Annotated in this window: 17 protein-coding genes and 2 tRNA genes; 16 read left to right on the forward strand and 3 right to left on the reverse strand. The window is 68.0% G+C overall.

Translation table 11 applies throughout. The annotated features are described in order from the left end of the window. Nucleotides 1-53 precede the first annotated feature (53 nt). The 5 genes from AB8K43_RS01825 to AB8K43_RS01845 are packed head-to-tail and all read left to right on the forward strand — an operon-like array spanning nt 54 to nt 4,597. Nucleotides 54-1,181, forward strand: coding sequence for an ABC transporter ATP-binding protein (locus AB8K43_RS01825; protein ID WP_370890756.1), 1,128 nt, complete (start codon nt 54-56; stop codon nt 1,179-1,181). Next, nucleotides 1,178-1,828 (forward strand): ABC transporter permease, encoded by a 651-nt coding sequence (locus AB8K43_RS01830; protein ID WP_370890758.1) that lies wholly within the window; start codon nt 1,178-1,180, stop codon nt 1,826-1,828. The genes AB8K43_RS01825 and AB8K43_RS01830 overlap by 4 nt, the downstream gene beginning before the upstream one ends. Continuing rightward, on the forward strand, nt 1,825-2,598 hold the full coding sequence (locus AB8K43_RS01835; protein ID WP_370890761.1) for an ABC transporter permease: 774 nt from the start codon (nt 1,825-1,827) through the stop codon (nt 2,596-2,598). Before AB8K43_RS01830 ends, AB8K43_RS01835 begins: the two co-directional genes overlap by 4 nt. Further along, entirely contained in the window at nt 2,595-3,527 is a 933-nt protein-coding gene (locus AB8K43_RS01840; RefSeq protein ID WP_370890763.1) for an ABC transporter substrate-binding protein, read from the forward strand. The genes AB8K43_RS01835 and AB8K43_RS01840 overlap by 4 nt, the downstream gene beginning before the upstream one ends. A gap of 41 nt (nt 3,528-3,568) precedes the next feature. Beyond that, nucleotides 3,569-4,597 carry an enoyl-CoA hydratase/isomerase family protein gene (locus AB8K43_RS01845; protein WP_370890765.1) on the forward strand — a complete coding sequence of 343 codons (1,029 nt, stop codon included), beginning with the start codon at nt 3,569-3,571 and terminating at the stop codon, nt 4,595-4,597. A gap of 99 nt (nt 4,598-4,696) precedes the next feature. Here AB8K43_RS01845 and AB8K43_RS01850 read toward each other — a convergent pair whose 3' ends face one another. Next, the gene (locus AB8K43_RS01850) at nt 4,697-8,242 is read right to left on the reverse strand and encodes a heterodisulfide reductase-related iron-sulfur binding cluster (RefSeq protein ID WP_370890767.1); all 3,546 of its coding nucleotides are present in this window, start codon (nt 8,240-8,242) and stop codon (nt 4,697-4,699) included. A gap of 222 nt (nt 8,243-8,464) precedes the next feature. Between AB8K43_RS01850 and cysK the strand changes: the two genes are divergently transcribed. Both cysK and cysE read left to right on the forward strand, forming a co-directional pair. Beyond that, nucleotides 8,465-9,400 (forward strand): cysteine synthase A, encoded by a 936-nt coding sequence (gene cysK, locus AB8K43_RS01855; protein WP_370890769.1) that lies wholly within the window; start codon nt 8,465-8,467, stop codon nt 9,398-9,400. A 112-nt stretch (nt 9,401-9,512) separates the two neighbouring features. Further along, complete coding sequence (gene cysE, locus AB8K43_RS01860) at nt 9,513-10,127, forward strand: serine O-acetyltransferase (protein ID WP_370891191.1); 615 nt, start codon at nt 9,513-9,515, stop codon at nt 10,125-10,127. Nucleotides 10,128-10,252: 125 nt separating this feature from the next. Here cysE and AB8K43_RS01865 read toward each other — a convergent pair whose 3' ends face one another. Next, the gene (locus tag AB8K43_RS01865) at nt 10,253-10,636 is read right to left on the reverse strand and encodes a protoporphyrinogen oxidase (protein WP_370890771.1); all 384 of its coding nucleotides are present in this window, start codon (nt 10,634-10,636) and stop codon (nt 10,253-10,255) included. A 155-nt stretch (nt 10,637-10,791) separates the two neighbouring features. Here AB8K43_RS01865 and AB8K43_RS01870 point away from each other — a divergent pair. Continuing rightward, nucleotides 10,792-10,881, forward strand: a tRNA-Ser gene (locus AB8K43_RS01870). Between the two features lie 15 nt (nt 10,882-10,896). Here AB8K43_RS01870 and AB8K43_RS01875 read toward each other — a convergent pair. Further along, entirely contained in the window at nt 10,897-11,208 is a 312-nt protein-coding gene (locus tag AB8K43_RS01875; RefSeq protein WP_370890773.1) for a GNAT family N-acetyltransferase, read from the reverse strand. Between the two features lie 232 nt (nt 11,209-11,440). On the opposite strand from AB8K43_RS01875, the gene AB8K43_RS01880 reads away from it, so the two are divergent. The 8 genes from AB8K43_RS01880 (at nt 11,441) to AB8K43_RS01915 (ending at nt 20,934) form a co-directional block, all read left to right on the forward strand. Continuing rightward, nucleotides 11,441-13,627, forward strand: a complete 2,187-nt coding sequence (locus AB8K43_RS01880) for a thiamine pyrophosphate-dependent enzyme (RefSeq protein ID WP_370890775.1) — start codon at nt 11,441-11,443, stop codon at nt 13,625-13,627. Beyond that, the gene (locus tag AB8K43_RS01885) at nt 13,628-14,785 is read left to right on the forward strand and encodes an NAD(P)/FAD-dependent oxidoreductase (RefSeq protein ID WP_370890777.1); all 1,158 of its coding nucleotides are present in this window, start codon (nt 13,628-13,630) and stop codon (nt 14,783-14,785) included. A gap of 30 nt (nt 14,786-14,815) precedes the next feature. Continuing rightward, nucleotides 14,816-16,357: an aldehyde dehydrogenase family protein gene (locus tag AB8K43_RS01890; protein ID WP_370890779.1), complete on the forward strand. Its 1,542-nt coding sequence runs from the start codon at nt 14,816-14,818 to the stop codon at nt 16,355-16,357. A gap of 185 nt (nt 16,358-16,542) precedes the next feature. Next, a complete protein-coding gene (locus tag AB8K43_RS01895; RefSeq protein ID WP_370890781.1) occupies nt 16,543-17,955 on the forward strand; it encodes a protealysin inhibitor emfourin in 1,413 nt (470 codons plus the stop codon). Nucleotides 17,956-18,021: 66 nt separating this feature from the next. Continuing rightward, nucleotides 18,022-18,522 (forward strand): type II 3-dehydroquinate dehydratase, encoded by a 501-nt coding sequence (gene aroQ, locus AB8K43_RS01900; protein ID WP_370890783.1) that lies wholly within the window; start codon nt 18,022-18,024, stop codon nt 18,520-18,522. Nucleotides 18,523-18,729: 207 nt separating this feature from the next. Next, nucleotides 18,730-18,933 carry a cold-shock protein gene (locus AB8K43_RS01905; RefSeq protein ID WP_048548047.1) on the forward strand — a complete coding sequence of 68 codons (204 nt, stop codon included), beginning with the start codon at nt 18,730-18,732 and terminating at the stop codon, nt 18,931-18,933. Between the two features lie 392 nt (nt 18,934-19,325). After that, nucleotides 19,326-20,789, forward strand: coding sequence for an LCP family protein (locus tag AB8K43_RS01910; protein ID WP_370890786.1), 1,464 nt, complete (start codon nt 19,326-19,328; stop codon nt 20,787-20,789). A gap of 52 nt (nt 20,790-20,841) precedes the next feature. Next, nucleotides 20,842-20,934 (forward strand) — tRNA-Ser (locus tag AB8K43_RS01915). Nucleotides 20,935-21,179: the final 245 nt, after the last annotated feature.

Genomic DNA, 21,179 nt, shown 5'->3' on the forward strand with positions numbered 1-21,179 from the left:
CCCGAACCACCGTTACCGTGGGTCTACATGCCGAATAAGGGAGCGACCGCTCGATGATCACGCTTGACGGAGTCACGAAGCGTTACGGCGATGGTCCAACGGTTGTTGACGACCTCAGCCTGACCGCGCCACAAGGGAAGATCACCGTCCTCGTCGGCCCGTCCGGGTGCGGCAAGACCACCACCTTGCGCATGGTGAACCGGATGGTCGAACGCACCTCCGGGACCATCACGATCGACGGACGCGACGTCCTCGACTGTGACCCGGCCGAGTTGCGGCGGGGGATCGGCTATGTGATCCAGCACGGCGGCCTCTTCCCGCATCACGACATCGAGCGCAATATCTCCACGGTCCCCCTCCTCCTCGGCTGGTCGCGCGCCAAGGCCCGCTCCCGCGCCCTCGAACTCCTCGAGCTCGTCGGCCTCGACCCGTCCCTCGCCCGGCGCTACCCGAGCCAACTGTCCGGCGGGCAACAGCAGCGCGTCGGGGTGGCGAGGGCGCTCGCCGCCGACCCGCCGGTGATGCTCATGGATGAGCCCTTCTCGGCTGTCGACCCCGTCGTGCGGGCCCAGCTGCAGGACGAGTTCCTTCGGCTCCAGGACGACCTGGGGAAGACGATCATCTTCGTCACGCATGACATCGATGAGGCGATTCGCCTTGGTGACCAGGTGGCCGTCCTGCGGGTCGGGGGGCGCCTCGCGCAACTCGCGACTCCACACGAACTGCTGACCCACCCCGCCGATGGATTCGTGGCCGATTTCGTGGGGCGCGACCGCGGCTATCGCGCGCTGGGGTTCACTGCCCAGCACTTCCCGGTCCACGAAGAGGTGTCCGCTCGTCTGGGCGAGATCGCGCCAACGACGAGCGACGGCTGGGTCCTCGTTGTTGATCACGACGATCGACCACTCGGATGGGCCCGCGACGACCGACGGAAGGGGGAGAGTGCACCCCTCCACGAGAGCGATCTCGTCCTCGGCGGCACGCTTGCTGCGCAAGGCGGGTCGATGAGGGCCGCGCTCGATGCGGCGCTGTCGTCGCCGAGCGGACGCGGCGTCATTGTCGATGACGATGGGCGGCTGCTGGGTACCTGCCGGGCGGCCGAGGTCATCGCCGCCGTCGAGGCTGGCACGCCGGACGCCGCTCGTGACCCGGGCGAGCCCGAACCGGTGGCGTCCTCGTGACCTGGATCCTCGACCACCTGGGTGACATCTGGGAACTCACCCTCGCCCACGTCTGGCTCTCGGGGCTGCCGCTCTTGATCGGGCTCGTCCTCGCCCTGCCCATCGGCTGGTTCGCCCACCGCTGGACTCGGGCGCGAGCGGCGATCCTCACGACCTCCGGCCTGCTCTATACGATCCCGTCGCTCGCCCTCTTCGTCATCTTGCCGCTCGTCCTTGGCACCCCGATCCTCAGTCCGATCAATGTCGTGATCGCGATGACGCTCTACACGATCGCCCTGCTTGTGCGCACGGTGGTCGACGGGCTCTCCTCGGTCCCCGATGATGTCGCGCTGGCAGCGACCGCGATGGGCTACTCGCGCTGGCGGCGGGTGCTCGCCGTCGAACTGCCCCTCGCCGTGCCCGTGATCGCGGCGGGCCTGCGGGTCGCGGCGGTCAGCAATGTCAGCATCGTCAGCGTCGCCTCGATCATCGGGACTCGCCAGCTCGGGCTGTTGCTCACCGATGGCTTCAACCGGGCCATCCCGGGCGCCCTCTTCGCCGGGATCGTCGCCAGCGTGCTCCTGGCGCTCGCCTTCGATGGGGCGATCCGCCTCAGCGAGCGGCTGCTCACGCCCTGGCGCCGGGCGCAGGTCGGAGGCGCGACATGATCGAGCGGATCCTGCAGTGGCTGACCAGCGCAGACGCGTGGAGCGGCCCGGATGGCTTGGGCTCCAGGCTGATCGAGCACCTCACCTACACCGCGGTCGTGGTCGCGATCGCCGCCGCCATTGCGGTGCCGCTCGGGCTCTGGGTCGGACACACCGGCCGCGGGCGGTGGACCGTGAGCCTGGCCAACGCGCTGCGCGCGGTGCCGACGCTCGGTCTGCTCTTCGCGCTGACGCTCTGGCTTGGTCCGTATTTAAGCGGTGACTCCGCCTTCGTCCTCCCGAGCATCATCGTGCTCGTGATCCTCGCCATCCCACCGATCCTCGCGGCCACGTACGCCGGCGTCGAGGCGGTTGACCCAGCGGCTCGCGACGCCGCGGTCGGGATCGGGATGACCGGGCCGCAGGTGCTGCGCAGCGTGGAGCTCCCGTGTGCCCTCCCGCTCATCCTCTCCGGACTCCGCGCGGCGATTCTCCAAGTCGTCGCGACGGCGACCATCGCCGCCTATGTCGGCCTCGGGGGACTGGGCCGCTTCATCATCGACGGACTTGCCGTGCGTGACTATCCGATGACCGCTGGGGGCGCGATCGTCGTCGCTCTCCTCGCCCTCGTCCTCGACGGGCTCCTCGCCCTGCTGGAGCGCTCGGTGGTCTCGCCCGGACTCACCGGCCGAACCCAAGCCAGCGCCGAACCCCCTTCTCCCGCAGAAAAAACCCCGACCGAGCAGACCGGCCGAGCCCCGGCCGACCTCACGACAGGAGCACGCTCATGACCCCTTCCCCGATCCCCGCCCGGCGCGCCATCCTCGCTGCCGCGCTCGGCGGTGCCTCCGTGGCGGCACTCGCGGCCTGCGGTGGCAACTCCGACCCACTCAACGAGAGCTCTGCGGACGGCAAGGGCGGGGGTGGGAGCGTCGTCGTCGGGTCGGCGGACTTCTCCGAATCCGTCCTCCTCGCCGAGATTTACGCCGGGGCATTGCGCGCGAAGGGAGTAGATGCGTCGACCCGGACGAATATCGGCGCGCGTGAGATCTACCTGAAGGCCCTTGAGGCTGGCGAGATCCAGGTGATGCCGGAGTACACAGGCGCGCTCGCCATCTACTACAACAAGGACTTCAACGAGACCGACCCGGAGAAGACATACGAGGCGCTCGCCTCGGCGCTGCCGTCGGGGCTGAAGGTCCTGAAGAAGTCTGCCGCAGAGGACGTCGACTGCATCGTGGTCACCGACGAGACCGCCAAGAGCAAGAAGCTCACGACGATCGCCGATCTGAAGGACGCCGCGGGATCGATGACCCTGGCAGCGCAGCCGGAGTTCCGCACCCGCGAGCAGGGCGTGCCGGGTCTGGAGAAGGTCTACGGCGTGACGTTCTCCTCCTTCCGGCCGTTGCGCTCAGGTCAGGCCACCGTGCAGGCACTGAAGAACGGGCAGGTCGACGCCGCAAACATCTTCAGTACCGACCCCGCGATCGCGGAGAACAACTTCGTCGTGCTCGAGGACAACAAGAAGCTCTTCGGTTCGCAAAATGTCGTGCCGCTCGTGCGCGACAACGTGGCCGACCAGGTCACCCCGGCGCTGGATGCGGTCTCGGCAGCGCTGACGACCGAGACCCTCCAAGATCTGCTGAAGCGCACCGACATCGACAAGACCGACCCGAAGAAGGTCGCCGAGGAGTTCCTCTCGGAGGCAGGGCTCGCCTAGGACGCACCCCGCGTCGAAGGGGGTGTGGCAAGGTTTCGGGCATGGTTGATTTCGCTCCTGGAAGCACCGGTACCGACGAGGTCCTCTTCGCTCGCGACGGCGTCGCAGGGCGGGTCATGCTGAACCGCCCGCGCGCGATCAACGCGCTCACCGAGGCGATGGTCCGCGCCATGCTTGCCCAATTGGAGCAGTGGCGCAGGGACGATGACGTCCAGATCATCGTGATCCAAGGGGCGGGGGAGCGGGGGCTCTGCGCCGGAGGAGACGTCCGTGCCGTTCGCGAGGCCCACGAGGCGGGGACGACCGGCGGGATCGACTTTTGGAAGCACGAGTACGACCTCGACGCGCTCATCGCCGACTACCCCAAACCCGTGATCGCCGTGATGGACGGGATCGTGATGGGCGGGGGCCTCGGGCTCTCGATCTTCGCGACGCACCGGATCGTCACCGAGCGCTCGCAGGTCGCGATGCCCGAGACCGTCATCGGCTTCTTCCCCGATGTGGGGGCGACGTACCTGCTCTCGCGCGCGCCCGGCGAGGTTGGGACCCACATCGCTCTCACCGGGCAGACCATCGACGGCTCGGATGCCATCTACGTCGGTTTCGCCGATCGCCAAGTCGCCTCGGACTCCTTTCCGGTGCTCCTCGGTGCTGCTGCGGAGGGGAAGGCTCTGGAGGGCTTCGGATCTGTTCCCCCTTCGTCCTCTCTCGCCGATGACCGCGCCTGGATCGATGAGTGTTACGCCAGTGATGACCCCGTCGAGATCCTCGACCGGCTCCGGGCCCACGATTCGGTCCGGGCGGCCGAAGCAGCCGACCTGATCGAGCAGCGCTCGCCGCTCTCCGTCGCGGTCACCCTCGCTGCGCTGCGCCGTGCCGCGCGGGCCTCCTCGGTCCGCGAGGTCCTCGACACCGATGCGATCGTGAGCGAGCACATGTTGCGCGATGGCGACTTCAGCGAAGGGGTGCGGGCGCAGCTCGTCGACAAGGACAAGTCGCCGCGCTGGAAGCACGCTTCGCTCGCGGAGGTCCCCGCCGAACTCGTGGAGTCCTTCTTCCGTCCCGCCTGATCGGGTGAGCGGGCCCGGCGCATCACGAGTTCGGTCCCGCGGCGCGAGAAGGGGGCTCGCGCCCGATGTGGCGCGAGCCCCCTTCGTCCGTCCTGGCGACTACTCCCAGGAGGGGTTGGAGTTCAGCCGGCGGAGCTCATCGAGGTCGACGTCGCCATCGGCGCTCGCGCTGGGCGCGGGCTCGGGTTCGTCGGTGTCGGCGACGCTGGGGGCGTCGGCGGCGGGTTCGGTCGCGGTGATTTCGCCTTCGGTGGGGGTGCCGGAGCCGGTGACCTCCTGCTGGTCGGTCACGCCCTCTTCGGGCTTGGGCTCGCTCACCTCATCGTCTGCCGCGGGCTGCTCGGCTGCGGGCTGCTCGGCCGCGGGTGCGGCCGGGGCGGCGGGCGCCTCGGTTTCCCAGGACGGAGCGGCGTTGGCGGCAGCGACCTCGGTCTCCCACGAGGGAGCGGCGTTCTGCGCGGCGAGGCTGTCGTCGGCGGGTGCGGCCGTGGTGTCGGCGACGCTGGGTGCGTCGGCGGCGGGTTCGGTCGCGGTGATTTCGCCTTCGGTGGGGGTGCCCGAGCCGGTGACCTCTTGCTGTTCGGTCACGCCGTCTTCGGGCTTGGGCTCGCTCACCTCATCGTCGGACGCAGGGGCTGCCGGGGCCTCGGTCTCCCACGAGGGAGCAGCGTTGGCGGTAGCCGCGTCGGTCTCCCAGGCGGGAGCGGCGTTCGCCGCAGCCGGGCTGTCCTCGGCTGGCGCCGGAGCGTCGTCCTTGGCCGGTGCTGCGGGCGCGGCGTCCTCCCACGAGGGGGCGGCGTTGGCCGACGCGGCATCGGTTTCCCACGACGGTGCGGCGTTTGCCGCTGCAGGCGACTCGTCTTCCCACGAGGGGGCTGCGTTGGCCGAGGCCGTGTCGGTCTCCCAGGAGGGAGCGGCGTTGGCGTCAGCAGCCGACGGGCTCTCTGCTGCCTTCTCTTGCGCGGCGGCCACGGCCGGGGCCGGGTCGGACTCCCACGACGGAGCGGCGTTCGCCGAGGCGGTGTCGGTCTCCCAGGAGGGAGCGGCATTGGCCGCAGCCGGGGCCTCGTCCTCCCATGACGGTGCAGCATTGGCCGTCGAAGCGTCCGCCTCCCAGGAGGGAGCAGCGTTGGCGTCGGCAGCCGTGGGGGCTTCCCCCTTCGGCTCGGCGGCAGCGCTCTGCTGAGCAGCAGCAACCGCAGGAGCCGCCGGTGCCGCGGCCGGAGTGGCCGCCGGGGCAGCCTCTTCGACCTCTTCCTCGGCCGGAGCTTCCTTGACCGACGCCAGGAGCATCTGGGCGATGTCGACGACCTCGATGTCCTCGCTCGCGCCCTCGCTCTGGCGGGCGGTGAGGCCATCGGTCAGCATCACGCGGCAGAAGGGGCACCCGACCGCGATGCGCTCGGCACCGGTCGCGATGGCCTCATCGGTGCGGTTGACGTTGATCCGCGAGCCGAGCTGCTCCTCCATCCACATGCGGGCGCCACCGGCGCCACAGCAGAAGGACTTCTCGCCGGTGCGCTCCATCTCCTTCAGCTCCACGCCGGGCAGGGCGCCGATGAGCTCGCGGGGCGGGGCGTAGACGTGGTTGTGGCGACCGAGGTAGCACGGGTCGTGGTAGGTCACCGACGACGCGGTCGAGGCGACGTTCTTCAGGCTCGACTTCTGCGGGCGGTTCGGTCGCGTGACCGGGGTCAACTTCTTGTCGCGCACGAGGCGGTTCAGCAACTGGGTGTGGTGCAGGACCTCGTAGTTGCCGCCGAGCTGCGGGTACTCGTTCTTGATCGTGTTGAAGCAGTGCGCACAGGTCACGACGATCTTGGTCGCGTCCATGGCGTTCAAGGTCTCGACGTTCTGCTCGGCGAGCATCTGGAAGAGGACCTCGTTACCGGCGCGGCGAGCGGAGTCACCCGTGCAGGTCTCGCCATTGCCGAGCACGGCGAAGTTGACGCCCGCCATGTCGAAGAGCTCGGCGACGGCGCGCGTGGTCTTCTTCGCGCGGTCCTCGTAAGCGCCCGCGCAGCCAACCCAGAAGAGGTAGTCGACGTCCTTGGCGGACTCGACGTCTTCGCCGAGGACCTTGACATCGAAGGGGAGATCCTTCGCCCAGTCCATGCGGGCCTTGGCGCCCATGCCCCACGGGTTGCCCTTGGACTCGATGTTCTTAAAGAGTCCGCCGAGTTCGCTCGGGAAGGCGGATTCGATGAGGTTCTGGTAGCGCCGCATGTCGACGATGTGGTCGACGTGCTCGATGTCCACCGGACACTGCTCGACGCAGGCGCCACAGGTGGTGCAAGACCACAGCACGTCCTCGTCGATGACGGCGTCCGGACCGACCGAGCTGTAGGCGGTGAGCGGGTGGTCGACGTCGTAGCCGGTCTGACCGATGAGGGAGAGCTCGCTCCAATTGATGGCGGCGTCGGCGTCCTCTTCGCTCGTCTTGGGGTGGATCGCGACCTGCGCCATCGCCTTCTCGACATCGCCGTCGGTGTCCTTCAGCGCGCGCAAGTAGGGCGCCTTGGCGTTGGCGTGGTTGCGCAGGGTCATGATGAGCAGCTTCGGCGAGAGCGGCTTGTCGGTGTTCCACGCCGGGCACTGGCTCTGGCAACGGCCGCACTCGGTACAGGTGGAGAAGTCGAGCAGCCCCTTCCAGGTGAAGTCCTCGACCTTGCCGACGCCGAGCGTCGCGTCCTCATCCATCTCCTCCATGGCCTCCATGGAGAAGGGCTTGTCGCCGACCATCATCGGCTCCAGGGCGCCAAGGGCGGTGCGGCCGTCAGCGTTGCGCTTGAACCAGATGTTGGGGAAGGCAAGGAAACGGTGCCAGGCGACACCCATCGTCGGCTGGAGCGAGATGGTGATCATCCATGCGAAGGAGATCAGGATCTTGACCATCGCGACGAAGTAGACGACCTGGGCGATGGTCTCGAGCGACATGCCCATCCAAAGGCCCTTGGCCCAACCGGTCAGCGGGAAGTGCAGCGCGATCGAGACGTCCGGCTCGATCTTGGCGACCATCGCGGCCTCGAGGGTGCGCAGCGTGACGATGCACAGGCAGACCGCGAAGATCGTGAACTCGACGTAGTAGGCCTGCCACCAGTTCGAGCCGAAGAAGCGCGAGCGCCGCCCATCGATGCCCGCGGAGTTCCTCGGGTGCGCCTTCTGCCGCACGATGATCAGCACGATGATGCCGATGAAGCCGGCCCAGGCAAAGGTCTCGATGAGCCACTCGAAGGGCGGGAAGTGCCCGATGATCGGCAGGCGGAAGTCGGGGCGCACGAGCTGGAAGAAGGCGTTGACCAGCGTCGTGAAGAGGATGAGGAAGGACAAGGCGGTGAACCAGTGCGCCACCGAGACGACCGGCAGCCGCGACATCCGCGTGTGCCCGAAGAACTCACGCAGCAGCGTCCACGTCCGCTTGGCGGGCTGGTCGGTGCGTGACTCGGACCGGCCGAGGCGGTACAACTTCACGAACCGGGAGACCTGCCGGGCGAGAAGTGCCCAGCCAATCAGCGGGATGATGAAGCACAAGGTCAAGGCGATCCACTGCAAAGCGGTCGGCTCACCGAAGAGCTCCGTGTTGGGCTTGGGCCACCACGGCATATCGGAGGTGAGCACCAGGTTCGCAGGCACGAGGGCGGACATGGGTCGCATCCTACTTGCGCTAAGCGCTTGCTCACCTGGCGGTCACTAAGGCTTAGATCACGTTAGGCCTACCTTCCCTCCCTTCGAAGGGGGAGAGCAGGGTTCATCAATCCATAACCCAGCGTTGGAATATCTATAACGGTTGATACGGTTGGATCGAACAAGCCCGCCGCCTCGCACACCAGCGAACGGCCTCCCTTCGTCCCTGCAGGAGTTTTTACAGTGCCCATCTACGACGACGTCACCGCCCTGATCGGCCGCACCCCGTTGGTCAAGATCAACCGGGTCATCGACACCGCCGAGTCCGGCACCACGGTCGCGGCGAAGCTCGAGTTCTACAACCCCGCTAACTCCGTCAAGGACCGCATCGGCGTCTCGATCATCGACGCCGCCGAGGAGTCCGGCGAACTGAAGCCCGGCGGCACGATCGTCGAGGCGACCTCGGGCAACACCGGCATCGCGCTCGCGATGGTCGGCGCGGCCCGCGGCTACAACGTGGTGCTCACCATGCCCGAGACGATGAGCAAGGAGCGTCGCGCGCTGCTGCGTGCCTACGGCGCCGAGCTCATCCTCACCGAGGGTGCGAAGGGGATGAAGGGGGCTGTCGAGAAGGCGAACGAGATCGCCGAGGAGCGCGGCGCCGTCCTCGCGCGCCAGTTCGCTAACGCCGCGAACCCGAAGATCCACCGCGAGACCACCGCCGAAGAGATCTGGGCGGACACCGACGGCAAGGTCGACATCTTCATCGCGGGCATCGGCACCGGCGGCACCATCACCGGTGTCGGCCAGGTCCTTAAGGAGCGCAAGCCCGAGGTCCAGGTCATCGCCGTCGAGCCGGCCGAATCGCCGATCCTCAACGGTGGCCAGCCCGGCCCGCACAAGATCCAGGGCCTTGGCGCCAACTTCGTCCCCGACATCCTCGACCGCGAGGTCTACGACGAGGTCATCGACATCGACGCCGACACGGCCGTCGAGTGGGCGCGCCGCGCCGCCAAGGAAGAGGGCCTGCTCGTCGGGATCTCCTCGGGTGCCGCGCTCGCTGCCGCCGCCGAGGTCGCGGGCCGTCCCGAAAACGCCGGCAAGACGATCGTCGTGGTGATCCCGAGCTTCGGTGAGCGCTACCTGTCGACGATCCTCTTCTCCGACCTGTTGGACTGACCCGCCCCGAACTTCCGGCTCCGGGTGCCCGCAGGGGGGCGCTCGGAGCCGGAACCCTTCGCCCGATGAAAGCCGTGGCCCCGTGATCAATCTGCTTGCACCCCCGTCGCCCATGCCGGAGCACCCCACGCCCTGGATGACCGTGCGCGAGGACGTCGACGCCGCGATGCGCAAGGATCCGGCTGCGACCTCACGGCTCATCGTGCTGCTGACCTCGGCGGGGCTGCACGCGATCTGGCTGCACCGCATCGCCCACCGGTGGTGGCTCAAGCGCGGCTTCAAGTGGCCGGCGCGGTTACTCGCGTACATCTCGCGGGCGGTCACCGGCGTGGAGATCCACCCGGGAGCGCACATCGGGCGACGGTTCTTTATCGATCACGGGATGGGGGTCGTGATCGGCGAGACCGCCGAAATCGGCGATGACGTGATGCTTTACCACGGCGTCACCCTCGGTGGGACCTCGCATAAGCGCACCAAGCGCCACCCGACGCTTGGCGACAACGTCCTCGTCGGGGCGGGCGCGAAGATCCTCGGTCCCGTGCATGTCGGCGCGAACGCCAAGGTCGGCGCGAACTCGGTCGTCATCAAGGACGTCCCGACCGGCGCGGTTGCGACGGGTGTGCCGGCGGTCTATCGGTTCCCGCAGATCGCCAAGGGCGAGGAGACGCTCGGCCGCGAGATCGACCCGAAGGACCTCCCCTTCATCGATCCGGCGATCTATATCTAAAACGCGCAGGACGAAGGGGGCGGCCGCTGGCCGCCCCCTTCGTCATATCCCGACCCCTCCCGGCCTGGTTCGAGGTATACCGACGTCCTATGAGGCGCCGAAATACCTCGAATCAGCGAAGGGGGTTAGCCCCGAGGGACCTGCGATTCGCCGTAGATCGCGCCGCCATCGTCGCGCCAATCGTCGATCGGGTCATCCGTGTGCGTGTCCGGCTCGATGTCTGGGACGGTTTCGCTCGCGACATCGCGAGCCGGGTCACTCTTGATCCGGTCGGCGCCCTCGCGCAACTTGTCGCCAGCGACCGCGGCGGCATTGCTCACCACGCCGAGCGCGGCCGGTGCGGCCTTGGTCTTCGCGGCGTGCTTCGCGTTGTCGATCTGGCCCTGTACGGGGTCGGAGCGCCACAACTGCATGGCACCGGCGCGGATCTGCTCGTAGCGTTCCCGCCCGGCGCGCGCACCGAGCACATATCCGACAGCAATGCCGGATAGGAAGGACAGCTTGCCCATGGGTGTAGGTCCTTTCGTCGTCAGGAGCGACCCTACCGGCTGGGTGCTCGGAAGTGCCGGGAGCCCGCCCGTCGCGCCCTACGGATTGACGCGGCGAAGCGGGGACCCTCGGCTCCGGGATACCGTGGACCCCGCGCTCTCGGTGAGAGAGCGAAGGAGGGCTCGCATAGTGGCCTAGTGCGGCGGTCTTGAAAACCGCTATGTCGGTAACGGCATCGTGGGTTCGAATCCCACGCCCTCCGCCATTTAGCCCGGGTGGGTCAGTCCTTAGCGGTCGAGGCCGGGGCGCCGTACATCATCGAGAAATAGTCGGGATGGCGGGCCATCCACGCCTTGATGAAGGGGCAGATCGGCAGCACCTTGCGGGTGCCCTCCTCGCGCACGTCGTCGAGGGCGAACCGCGCGAGTGCGCTGCCGACACCGCGCCCTTCGAACTCCGGCTGCACCTCGGTGTGGGTGAAGACGATTAGTTCATCGGTCAGCTGGTAGACGGCGAAACCGGCGAGCGTGCCATCGATGTGGGCCTCGTAGCGGTTCTCAGCGGCGTTCTTAGAGAGCTGGGTCTCGGACATCGATGGTCCTTTCGTCCGGTCGGTGGAGACAGCAGTGACGGGGGCGGGCTATCGGTGGCCCCGCCGCAGGCCTCACTGTGCCGTACGACGGGGTCAGAGGTGAAGGGGGACTGGCTGGCGCTGGACTCGCGGCGCTCGGTTAGGCATGGTGTCGAGGGGTACGGACATCGACGCAACGAAGCGGAGGTCACGTGTCGGCTGACGGCATCGGGCTGCCCCGGGCAGGCCAGCGATGACCGAGCCGATCGATGCCCACTTCGTCGCGACCGTCACTGGCTGGGAGACCGCGGCGCTCCATCGCGCAGCACCCGTCGACGAACGAGCGAGCGATGACGACCTGCGCGAGTTGCTGCGCGCCCAACTGTCGAGCCGGCATCTCGACTTCGCGGCTCGACTGCTCCAGGCCCGCGGCGAGGGCTTCTACACGATCGGTTCGGCGGGGCATGAGGCCAATGCGGCGATCGCGATGGCGACTTGGCCGAGCGATCCAGCACTGTTGCACTACCGGTCGGGAGGGTTTTACTGCGCCCGGGCCTTCCAGGTCGGTGGTAATCCGGTCGGCGACATCCTTCGCAGCCTGACCTCCAGCGCCGACGACCCGATCTCGGGTGGGCGCCACAAGGTCTTCGGGCACCGCGAGTTGTCGATCATCCCGCAAACCTCGACGATCGCCTCGCACCTGCCGAGGGCGGTTGGCCTCGCCTTCTCGCTGGACCGCGCGGGAAGGGCGGGAGCCGCCTCGCCCTGGCCGCCGGACGCCGTCGTCGTGACCAGCATCGGAGATGCGTCGGTCAATCACTCCACCGCGGCGGGGGCGCTCAACGCCGCCGGTCATACCGCTCACCAGGGCGTCCCCCTGCCGCTCGTCGTGGTGGTGGAAGACAACGGCATCGGGATCAGTACGCGCACCCCCGGACAGTGGACAGCGGCCACCCTTCAATCCCGACCGGGCTTTAGCTACGACGCCGTGGACGGAGCAGACCCCGTAGCCCTCATTGATTGCTGCCGCGCGGTCGTCGGTCGGGTTCGGGCCACGCGCCGGCCGGCGATCATCCACCTGCGAACCGTGCGCTACATGGGGCACGCGGGTTCGGACGCCGAGATCGCCTACCGGACCCGCGCGGAGATCGAGCGCGACTTCGCCCGGGACCCCCTGCTCGCCACCGCCGCAGAGGTAGTGCGCCGCGGCGTGCACACTCCGAGCGAGGTGCTCGATGCCTATGAGGAGACGCGCGCGGCGGTCGCATCTGAGGTCGAGGAGATGCTCCCGGTCCGGCGACTCGCGGATCCGCGGGCTGTCGCGAGCCCCCTTCGGATCGCCGAACCTGACCAGTCCGTCCTTGCCCTCGCCCACCCGGGCCCCGACCGCGATCTCGCCCACCGCGGCCGGCTCCCGGAGCACGCCGGTCCGCTCACCCTTGCCCAGGCCATCGGCGCCGCCCTGCGGGACCTGCTCGCGACGCGCGAGGGGGCGATCGTCTTCGGAGAGGACGTCGCGATCAAGGGAGGCGTCTACGGCGTGACGAGGGGGCTTCGTCAGACCTTCGGCGCGAGCCGCGTCTTCGACACTCTGCTCGACGAGCAATCGATCCTCGGCACCGCGCTCGGCGCTGCGCTGAGCGGTTACCTCCCGATCCCCGAGATCCAATACCTCGCCTACCTCCACAACGCCGAGGACCAACTTCGCGGTGAAGCGGCGACTCTCGCCTTCTTCTCCCGCGGGCAGTACCGCAATGGGATGCTCGTGCGGATCGCCGGGCTCGCCTACCAGAAGGGGTTCGGCGGTCACTTCCACAACGACAATGCGCTCGCGGTCCTGCGGGATATCCCTGGGCTCATCGTGGCGATCCCGTCCAGCGCCGCGGAAGCTCCCGGTCTGGTGCGGGCGCTCGCTGGGTTGGCCCATGCCGAGGGGGCCGTCTGTGTCCTGATCGAGCCGATCGCGTTGTACCACTCGCGTGACCTGTATCCCGGCGACGGCGCGTGGTGCGCCCCCTACGACCCCCCCGAGCGCTGGCGCGCGACGACCCCACGCCTCGGTGAAGGGCGCCTCCATGGCGAAGGGAGCACGACCCTGATCGTGACCTTCGGCAACGGCGTCGCGATGTCGCGGCGGGCAGCGAAGGGGGCAGCCGACGTCTATGACCTGCGCTGGGTGAGCCCCCTTCCCACCGACGATCTGCTCGCCGTGGCGCATCGCTACGACGCCGTCTTGGTGGCCGACGAGACCCGCCGCTCCGGAGGGGTATCCGAAGGGGTCGTCACCGCCCTCGTCGATGGCGGGTACGCCGGGCGGATCGCTCGGGTCACGAGCCGGGACAGCGTCATCCCGCTGGGTCCGGCAGCGACCTCCGTGCTGCTCTCCGAGGACGACATCGCGGCGTCCCTCGCCGAACTCACGACCGAAGGTGGGTCCTAGATGAAGCACCAACTCCCTTCCCGCGCAGGCGTGCTCATCATCGGAGGCGGGGTGATCGGCCTCGCCACCGCCTATCACTTGGCCCGCTCGGGAGTGGAAGGCGTCGTGCTGGTCGACAGTGGGACGTTCGGCTCGGGGTCGACCTGCAAGGCGGCCGGGGGTGTGCGCGCCAACTTCTCCGACGCGCTCAATATCCAACTGGGACAGCGCAGCCTGGCCACCTTCGCTCGCTTCGAGAAGGAGTTCGACCAGGAAATCGACCTGCACCGGGTGGGTTACCTCTTCTTGCTCGATCGGCCTGAGGACGTGGCCGACTTCGAGGACAACGTCGCCCTCCAGACCTCTCTGGGGGTGCGCGCGGAGATGTTGAGCCCCGCTGAGGCGCAACGCCTGTCGCCACTCGTCAGGCTCGATGGAGTGATCGCCGCCGCGTGGACGCCGGATGACGGGCACTGCACGCCCGAGTCGGTGGTCCTCGGGTACGCGCGGGCGGCTCGCGCGCACGGTGCGACGCTGATCCCGCACTGTGCGGTCACCGGCGCGACCATCGATGGTGGGCAGATTCGCTCCGTCAGCACGGTCGCGGGTGAGATCGCGACCGACACCGTCGTATGCGCGGCCGGTCCGTGGCTCGCAGATGTCGCCCGCTTCTTCGGTGTCGATTTACCCGTCGAACCCCTGCGACGCCAGATCCTCACCACCGAACCCCTGCCCGACCTGGTGCCGGATACCCCCTTCACCATCGACTACACGACGAGTTTTTACTTCCACGGGGAAGGGCGCGGCCTCCTCGTCGGAATGTCGGACCCGCACGAGACGGTCGGCTTCAAACTCGAGCGTGATGAGGCCTGGCTGCCGGGGCTCATCGACGCGATGGAGCGGCGAGCCCCCGCGATCGCCGAGGCCGGGATCAGCGGAGGGTGGGCAGGCCTGTACGAGATGACGCCCGATCACAACGGGCTCGTGGGGGAGGCCAGCGACCTGTCGGGCTTCTTTTACGCGGGCGGTTTTTCGGGCCACGGCTTCTTGCTCGGACCGGCCCTGGGCGAGGTCGTCGCCGATCTCGTCCGGCGAGAGACCCCCTTCGTCGACATCACCCCCTTCGACGTCCGCCGTTTCGACGGCTCCCCGTTGCAACACGAGCGCAATATCGTCTAATTCACGTCCGAATCACCCATAAGGAGAACCATGGACCGCACCGAATTGCCCACCGCCGAGGACATCACCGAGGCCGCCCGCAAGGCCGCTGCCGCCTGCGGAGTGAAGGTCGATTCCGTCATCGGCTGCTCGGGGCGCGAAGGGCGATCACCGATCAACGGTCAGGTGCTCTCGACGATCGAGTGGGGCGGGCCGTCGGCCGTCGACGGCGCCGTGAACTCGGCCGCCGCGGCCTTCGTCGCCTGGCGGGATGTCCCTGCTCCGGCGCGCGGCGCGGTCGTCAAACGCCTCGGCGAGCTCCTTGTGGAGCACAAGGAGGACCTCGCGACCCTGGTCAGCCTCGAAGCCGGGAAGATCACTTCCGAGGCGCTCGGCGAGGTCCAGGAGATGATCGATATCTGCGACTTCGCGGTCGGCCTCTCGCGCCAACTGACCGGCCGGACCATGCCGTCCGAGCGCCCCGGGCACCGCCTCATGGAGACCTGGCACCCGATCGGCGTCGTCGGCGTCATCTCGGCGTTTAACTTCCCCGTCGCCGTCTGGTCGTGGAACACCGCGATCGCGTTGGTATGCGGCGACACGGTCGTGTGGAAGCCATCGGAGCAGGCGCCGCTCTGCGCGCTGGCGTGCAATGCACTCGCCCAGCAGGCCTTGACCGAAGGGGGCTACTCGGCCGATATCTCCCAGGTCGTGATCGGCGGCGCCGAGGCCGGGGAAGCCCTGGTGCGCAACGACAAGGTCGCTCTCCTGTCGGCCACCGGTTCGACCCGGATGGGCCGAGCGGTCGGGCCGGTCGTCGCCGAACGTTTCGGGCGGGTGCTGCTCGAGCTCGGCGGCAACAACGCGGCGATCGTGACCCCTTCGGCCGATCTCGACCTCACCACGCGCGGGATCGTCTTCTCGGCTGCAGGCACCGCCGGCCAGCGCTGCACGACGATGCGCCGGGTCATCGCACACACCTCGGTGATCGATGACCTCGTCACGCGGATCGCCGCGGCGTACGAGAAGCTCCCCATCGGCAATCCGCTCGCCGACGGCACGCTCGTCGGGCCGCTTGTGTCGGGCAAGTCCTACGAGGGCTTCCGCGCCGCGATCGATAAGGCCGTCGCGGAAGGGGGCGAGGTCGTCGTCGGCGGGTCGCGCGAGCTTGAAGAGTCCGGACGCGACGCCTACTACGTCCGCCCCGCCGTCGTGCGTATGGCCGAGCAGACCGACGTGGTCGCGACCGAGACCTTCGCGCCCCTGCTCTATGTGATGCCCTACGAGACGCTGGAGCAGGCGATCGCGCTCAACAACGCTGTGCCGCAAGGGTTGTCGTCGTCGATCTTCACCCAAGATCAGGCCGAGGCGGAGCGCTTCGTCTCCGCGGCGGGTAGTGACTGCGGGATCATCAACGTCAACATCGGCACGTCGGGCGCCGAGATCGGTGGAGCCTTCGGCGGCGAGAAGGAGACCGGCGGCGGGCGTGAGTCAGGTTCGGACGCCTGGCGCGCGTACATGCGCCGCGCGACCAACACCATCAACTACAGCGGCGAGCTCCCCCTCGCCCAGGGCGTCGAGTTCACGGTCTAGGTGAGGGCGCACTCCCTTCGGGCTCAACGTGTCGGTACGTGCAAGGTCGAGGGCCTACCCGACGCTTGGAGCGGTGGGAAGTGTCGGTCAGCGCGATGTCGGTGCGCTGACCGGCACTTCCGGCGCTGAGCACCCGTGGGCGATGCTCGGGGGAGATTGTCAGTGTGATCCGCTTCACTAGGGAGATGGACCGCTGCACGATCATCCCGCCGCACATGCTCGACGCGCTCGCTACGTCGGGCGATCCCGAGTTGGCCGCCCGGGCGAGAGAGTCACGCGCGATCGATGAGCGATTGCTTCGCGCCCGTCGAGGGCGGCCGGAGGCGCGCGGGGATGAGACGCCGATCCCGCCCAGCGAGGACCGCGAGACCCCCGGCCCGAACCGCTCGATCCACGACGCGAAGGGGGAGCAAGATCTCCCGGGCGAGGTAGTCCGGAAGGAAGGTGAGCCGGCGACGCAGGATGTCGCTGTCAACGAGGCCTACGACGGGCTCGGGGCGACCTGGGAGCTCTGGGCCAATGCCTACGGCCGCGACTCCCTCGACGGCAAGGGCCTGCCGCTCGTCGCCACGGTGCATTACGGCAAGGACTACGACAACGCCTTCTGGGAAGGCGCTCAGATGGTCTTCGGTGATGGAGACGGAGTCATCTTCAACCGGTTCACCGCGAGCCTGGACGTGATCGGGCACGAGCTCGCGCACGGGATCACGCAGTACACCTCGGGGCTGAACTATCAGGGTCAGTCCGGCGCCCTCAACGAGCACGTCTCCGATGTCTTCGGCGTCCTCGTGACCCAGCATCACCTTGACCAGAGCGCCGACGAGGCCGACTGGTTGATCGGTGCCGACCTGCTGGCCGAAGGGGTGAAGGGGGTCGCGTTACGTTCGATGGCGGCGCCCGGCACGGCTTACGACGATCCGCGCCTCGGCAAGGATCCGCAACCGGCGCACATGGACGATTTCGTCGTGACGAGCGCAGACAACGGCGGCGTCCACATCAATTCCGGCATCCCTAATCGCGCCTTCTACCTGGCCGCCACCGCAATCGGCGGGCGCGCGTGGGAGGTCGCCGGCCAGGTCTGGGTCGACACGATCCTCGGCGATATCCGCGCCGACTGTGATTTCGAGCGCTTCGCCGCCCTGACGATTCAGGCCGCGCAGGCTCGGTACGGCGCGTGGGTGACCGACATCGTGACCGACGCGTGGGCGCAGGTCGGGATCGGCAGCAGTCAACGACCTGACCGGCCGGGGCCCGCGCAGGAGGACGAGCCCCCTTCGCGCCCCCTTCCGACTCACGACTCGGAACTCACGCTGACTCGCTCGGGCGGGTTCGCCGGGTTGACCCGACGCCGCACGGTGACGCTCGGTGACTTGCCCGAGCAGGATGCCCACGCCTTCACGACGTTGATCGCCAATAAGGACCTCGCGGCGGTGTCCCGGGCCCCGGCGGTGCCGGACGGGTTCTGCTACGGACTGGAGTGTGACCGCCCCCCGATCAACGTGCAGATCGGCGAGCCTGCTTTGTCCGCGCGAACCCGCGCCCTCTTCGAGCGGACTCTCGCCGATGCCGAGCCCGAGCATCCTCAGCCCGAGGGCTAGTGGTTGCCCGGATGGAGGTGCTGCCCGGCCCGCGGCGCTCGGGGCTCGGGGCTAGGCTGAGCGGCCATGAGCGATGTGGACCTGGTGCAGGCTCAGGCCGACGGGCCGGACGGGCCCCCACGCCAGGTCGTGGTGGTGCTCAACGGTCCGAATCTGAATCTCCTCGGCGAGCGCGAGCCGAGCGTCTACGGCCACGAAACCCTCGCCGATGTCGAGGCCCTCTGTCGCACGCAGGCGGCTGCCCATGGATGGGAAATCGACTTCCGGCAGACCAACCACGAGGGCGTCATGATCGATGCGATTCACGAGGTGCGCCGCAGCGCCATCGGCGTGGTGATCAACGCCGGGGGATGGACTCACACCTCGGTCGCGATCCGCGACGCGCTCGCCGCCGTCGCCTCGCCGGTGATCGAGGTCCACATCTCCGATGTGCACGCCCGGGAGCCCTTACGGAGGCACTCGTACATCAGCGATGTGGCCGCCGCGGTCATCGTCGGACGCGGCGTGCGCGGATACGCCGACGCCATCGACGCCATCGCGAGCGCGCGTTCCACAATCGGGACCTGATCAAAGCCGCGTCAACCCCTAAATGCTGGTAGCGTCGCCGACGAGTTGCAGTTCGACTTCTCGCGAAGATGCGAAGGGGGCGTGGCCGCAGGGCCCGCCTTTGAAGGTATGTCGGGGGCGTGTCCCCTGTCCGAGGGGAAATTTTGCAGCTAGGCCGGAGGCCGCATCAGCGACCTCTACGTTTCATAAAGGAAAGAGATTTACCCCATGGCACAGGGCACCGTTAAGTGGTTCAACGCTGAGAAGGGCTTTGGCTTCATTGCCCAGGACGGCGGCGGCCCGGACGTTTTCGTCCACTACTCGGCCATCGACACCACCGGCTACCGCAGCCTCGACGAGGCGCAGCGCGTCGAGTTCGAGGTCACCCAGGGCCCGAAGGGCCCGCAGGCTGACCGCGTCCGCCCCGTCTGAGACGAGGCGATCGTCATCGGCTCGATGAGCCGCTGACACCGCGACCATCAACGAGCCCCCGCACCGAACTTTCGGTGCGGGGGCTCGTTGCCATCGTGGCCCCTCTGCCGCGGCTCCCCTCCCTTCGTCGAGATCGCCGAGGTCGAGCGGGTGACGCCTATGGAGGGGACGCCCAGGTTGGGGCTCTACTATTTGCGATCGGCAAGGGCCCTCACCGTGGGCCGATCAGGGGCGAGTGGTCCGAAGGAGCCTTGGTGGGCAAACACACCGGTCGGCATGCGCCGTCCTCCCGCCATCAATCGCCCCCCGCGCGATCCCAGACGGGCCGACGAGCACACCGCGAGCTGGACCCCAAGACACCGCCCCCTTTGCTGGCCGAGCCGGAGGTTGCGGTGACCCCCGCGCCGACCCGTGCTGCTCGACGCCGAGACCGTAGGCGCCGCCGCCACCGCAACACCATCATCGCGGCCGTCTGCGTCGTCACTCTGGCGGTCAGCGGCACCGTGCTCGCCGCGTTGAAACTCAACTCAAATATCAACCGGGTCGATCTGACCCAGCAGCTCGGGGTTCGCCCGGCCCGCGACGCCGGGCCGCAGCAGCCGGTCAACATCCTCGTCATGGGCTCGGATACCCGTAAGGGCATTGGGACGACGAAGTACGGGAAGGACACGATCGAAGGGGGCGCGCACTCCGACACCAACCTGCTCGTCCACCTCTCGGCCGATCGGTCACGCGCCTACGTCGTCTCGATCCCTCGCGACTCGATGACCAAGGCGCCAGCAGACTGCAAGGACCCGAGCGCACGGGTCGAGGACGGTCCCATCCGGCAGTGGAACCAGAACTTCCACGAGGGCGGACCAGGCTGCACGATCCGCACCCTCGAAGGCGTGACCGGCGTCTACGTCGACCACTTCGTGGTCCTCGACTTCCGCGGCTTCCAGGAGATGGTCGACGCCCTCGGCGGGGTCGATGTATGCCTCCCGCAGGCCATCGACGACAAGGATGCGCACCTCTCCCTTCCCGCCGGTAAGCAGCGACTGAAGGGGGAGGAGGCACTTGGGTATGTCCGCGTCCGCAAGACCGTCGGGGACGGGTCGGACATCGGACGGATCGATCGGCAGCAGGCCTTCATGTCCTCGGTCGTGCAGGAGGCCACCAAGACCTCGCTGCTGATGCGTCCCGACAAGCTCTACTCCTTCCTCGATGCGGGGACGAAGTCGATGACCGCCGACAAGGATCTCGGGATCACGACGATGGTCGATATCGCCGACAGCGTGAAGGACCTCGGTGCCGACAAGGTCACCTTCGTGAAGGTCCCGACGCAGACGTACGCACCCGACCCCAATCGAGTCGAGTGGACACCCGCTGCTGATGAGCTCTGGGCAGCGATCCGTAATGACCAGCCGCTGCCGGGCGAGAAGGTCAAGCCGAAGCCGGAGAAGAAGCCCCTCACGGTCACTCCGGACAAGATCTCGGTGACGGTCCATAACGACACGACCGCGAAGGGCCTCGCGGCTCAAGAGGCCAAGGCGCTTGAGATCCAGGGCTTCACGGCCTCCGTGTCGCACGAGCCAGGCCGTGGTGACACCACCGGGGTCGTCGTGCGCTACAACCCGAAGAAGTCCGGCTCGGCTCGGACCGTCGCCGCGGCGTACAAGGGCGCGACCCTGGTCCCGGACGCCTCCCTTCCGGCTAGCTCGATCGAGGTCTGGCTTGGCAACGGCGCCCCCAACGCGCGAGAGGTCCCGAACCGCCTCGGCACCCAAAAGATCCCCGAGCCGGCGATTGTTTCGCCCGCTGCGGTCGAGGCGGCGCCGCTTGAGACGCGCAGCGCCGACACCAATATCTGCAGTTGACGGCTGCTTTTGCTCCGAGCATGGCGGGCCGGTTACCCTGTCCAGGTTGTCTGGAGATGTCGCCTAGTCCGGTCTATGGCGCCGCACTGCTAATGCGGTTTGGGTTTATCGCCCATCGAGGGTTCAAATCCCTCCATCTCCGCCAACCACGAAGGGCCCCACGAGTTAGCCTCGTGGGGCCCTTCGGCTTCCTTCGAAGGGCCCCACGCGCACCCAGTGGCGCAATGCGGTGAGAGTCGAGAGCCGATAAAACCGGACGACCCTCGACGCCCCGAGCGCGGCGGAGTTCCCCCCGACTTACGGCCTGATCTCCCTTCCGCGGTGTGCGTGAGGGGGCAGCTCGTCGCGGCGTCGCCGGCATCTAGGCTCGGGCCAGGCGCACGTAAATGA

Source organism: Janibacter sp. GXQ6167 (assembly GCF_041365945.1).
Taxonomy (GTDB): Bacteria; Actinomycetota; Actinomycetes; order Actinomycetales; family Dermatophilaceae; genus JBGFSK01.